The following is a 2,587-nucleotide window of genomic DNA, read 5'->3' on the forward strand; positions in this document are numbered from 1 at the left end:
TAAACCTGCCCAGGGCGCAGGTGTTTCTTCAGATCTGCAAGCGCCGGCAATCGAGCTTTCCTTCATCAGGCACATAATCCACAGGTCGACAATATGCAATATTTTTCATTAAAAAATCATGCATAATGCAACCGAGAAGCGCCTGTTGGAATGAGCTGTGAGCTGGTCCTGTTTTCCTGCACAGTTTTCCGGCCCTGCTAAGGTATATCCGGGTTGTTGATCAGGCCGCTTTCTTCAGTTCGATTTCATCTGCGTATGCCTCGTCGGGCGTGGCTTTGCCAAGGGCCGAGTGAGGGCGCTCGCGATTGTAGAAGTGCATCCACTCGTCGATAACGCGCTGGGCTGCAAAGCCATCGGCGATATCCTGCAGGTAGACAGCCTCGTATTTGAGCGAGCGCCACAAGCGTTCGATGAGCCGCAGGCAGGCGAAGCCAACATGTTGTCCAAGTAGCGCCCGCGTCCATCCATGCTGACGCGAACGCCCGCCTCGATGAGCGTGGTGATCCAGTCGGACCCGGTGAACTGACTGCCCTGATCGGTGTTCATGATTTCCGGTGGGCCGTATTTCCCGATGGCCTCTTGCAAAGCATCGACACAGAAGTCTGCGTGCATGGTATTCGACACCCGCCAGCTCAGAACCTTCCGGGTTGCCCAGTCCATTATGGCTACGAGGTAGAGATACCCCCGGCTGACCGGTATGAAGGTGATGTCCGAACACCAGACCCGATTAGGCCGCGTGATCTCCATCCCCTTCAGCAGGTAGGGGAAGACCGGATGAGCCGGGTGCGACTGACTGGTTTTTGGCCGCTTGTAAAGTACGCATCCGGCCAAGGACGCGGTTGATCAGATCGCGTTGGGTTTCTGATCGCGTTTCCAGTTCCATGGCAGGAGATCTGGTAGACGCGAAGTGGGTGTGTCGGCGATTCTGCTCAGCACATCAGCGAGCCAGGCCTGCGGATCGACACCGTTGAGCTTGGCCGTCTGCAGGAGGGTGTAGATCGCGGCGGCACGCTCACCGCCGCGGTCCGAGCCTGCGAAGGTCCAGTTGCGCCGGCCAAGGGTAAGCGGGCGGATCATGCGCTCAGCGGCATTGTTGGTCAGGCAGATGCGGCCATCCTCAAGGAACGCGGTGAACGCGGGCCAGCGCTTCAGCATGTAGTCGAAGGCCTTGGCGAGATCGCCCTTGCCGAAGATACGGGCGCGCTGCGCGGTCATCCAGTCGTGGAGTTCATCGATGCGCGGCTTGACGCTTTCCCGGCGCACGCGAAGCCGATCGTCTGCAGTCTGACCATTTATGGCGCGCTCGATGTCAAAGACCGCATCGATGCGTTTGACTGCTTCAAGCGCGATCGGTGAGATCGCCTTTTGTGTTTTGCCGGCTGCTTTCTTTCTGGCGGCAGCTTCAATGTCGGCGAGCTCGAAGAACTTGCGCCGTGCATGTGCCCAGCAAGCCGCTTCCCGGATGAGGCCCGGCAGACGCGCTTCGCCGTAGAGCGCGTTGAACCCGCCATAGGCATCGGCCTGCAAGATGCCGCTCCAGTTTTTGAGATGACCCTGCGGATGCTCGCCGCGCCTATCCGGCGAATAGAAATACATCGCCACGGGCGGGCCTGTTCCGCCAAATGGCACATCATCACGCACATATACCCACAATCGACCCGTGCGCGTCTTGCCCCGCGCGAGGACCGGCACGGTTGTGTCGTCACCATGCAGCCGCGACGCCGTGAACCCCTCTGCGCGGATGAGTTCTGTCAGCGGCTCAAGCGCGGCGGCGCACGCGCCAACCCAGTCCGCCATGGTCGAGACCTCGAGCGGAATGCCTTCATGCTGGAAGGCCTCCGCCTGGCGCGTCAGCGGCAGGTGCATGACATACTTGGACCACAGGATCATCGCCAGAAGCGATGGCCCAGCCCGTCCGCGGGCGATGACATGGAACGGCGCAGGCGGCTGAGTAATGGTCTCGCACGCCCGGCAGGAGAAGCGCTCGCGCACGGTCTGGCGTACAATGAACTGACGCGGAATGACATCCAGCGTCTCGGTGACGTCCTCTCCCAGCTTGGAGAGCTTGTCCGAGCCGCAGCAGGGACAGGCCTGCGGCGCGGGGATGACAACCCGCTCGCGCGGCAGATGCTCGGGCAGCGGCCCGCGCTTCGGCTGGCGGCGTGTATGCGGGCCCACCTTCGTTGCCGCTGCATCCACCTTCTCTTCGGCTTCGGCCAGATCGCCGTCGATATCTTCCAATGCCAGCTGGAACTGCTCGAGCAGGTGCTGTTTGCGCTCAGAAGACCGGCCGAACTTGTCGCGCTGCATCTTCTGAACCTGCAGCTGAAGATAGGCGATGGTGGCGTCACGGTCCTTGCGCACGGCTTCCAGCGCAGCGCATTCTGCATGGGATGCAAGAAGGGCCGCATCGATTGCGAGACGTGCCGCGCGTTCTTCCAGGACAAGCGCCTTCAGCGCTTCAACATCATCCGGGAGCTCATCCGTCGTCAGCATGACGGAAAAAGAATCACGATTTGCAGATCAAGGCGAGAGGCTTGATTACGAAGTACGCCGATTATCCGGCTGACTGCGGTCGCCATGTCTG

At 60.5% G+C, this 2,587-nt stretch carries 2 protein-coding genes and 1 pseudogene; all 3 read right to left on the bottom strand.

Annotation, left to right across the window (positions count from 1 at the left end):
- Positions 1 to 220: 220 nt before the first annotated feature.
- The 3 genes and pseudogenes from WEA77_RS11020 to WEA77_RS11030 all read right to left on the bottom strand — a co-directional run bounded on the left by WEA77_RS11020 (position 221) and on the right by WEA77_RS11030 (position 2,496).
- Complete coding sequence (locus WEA77_RS11020) at positions 221 to 403, bottom strand: integrase core domain-containing protein (protein WP_368067933.1); 183 nt, start codon at positions 401 to 403, stop codon at positions 221 to 223.
- 62 nt (positions 404 to 465) lie between these two features.
- Positions 466 to 747: pseudogene (locus tag WEA77_RS11025) on the bottom strand (transposase); the annotation flags it as partial.
- 96 nt (positions 748 to 843) lie between these two features.
- On the bottom strand, positions 844 to 2,496 hold the full coding sequence (locus WEA77_RS11030; protein WP_368067934.1) for an IS66 family transposase: 1,653 nt from the start codon (positions 2,494 to 2,496) through the stop codon (positions 844 to 846).
- Between the last annotated feature and the right edge of the window lie 91 nt (positions 2,497 to 2,587).

This window comes from Hyphomonas sp. (assembly GCF_040882205.1).
Lineage (GTDB): Bacteria > Pseudomonadota > Alphaproteobacteria > Caulobacterales > Hyphomonadaceae > Hyphomonas.

Excerpts from the sequence above, each read along its gene's own strand:
- WEA77_RS11030 (WP_368067934.1), bottom strand. The coding sequence starts at position 2,496 with ATGCTGACGACGGATGAGCTCCCGGATGATGTTGAAGCGCTGAAGGCG.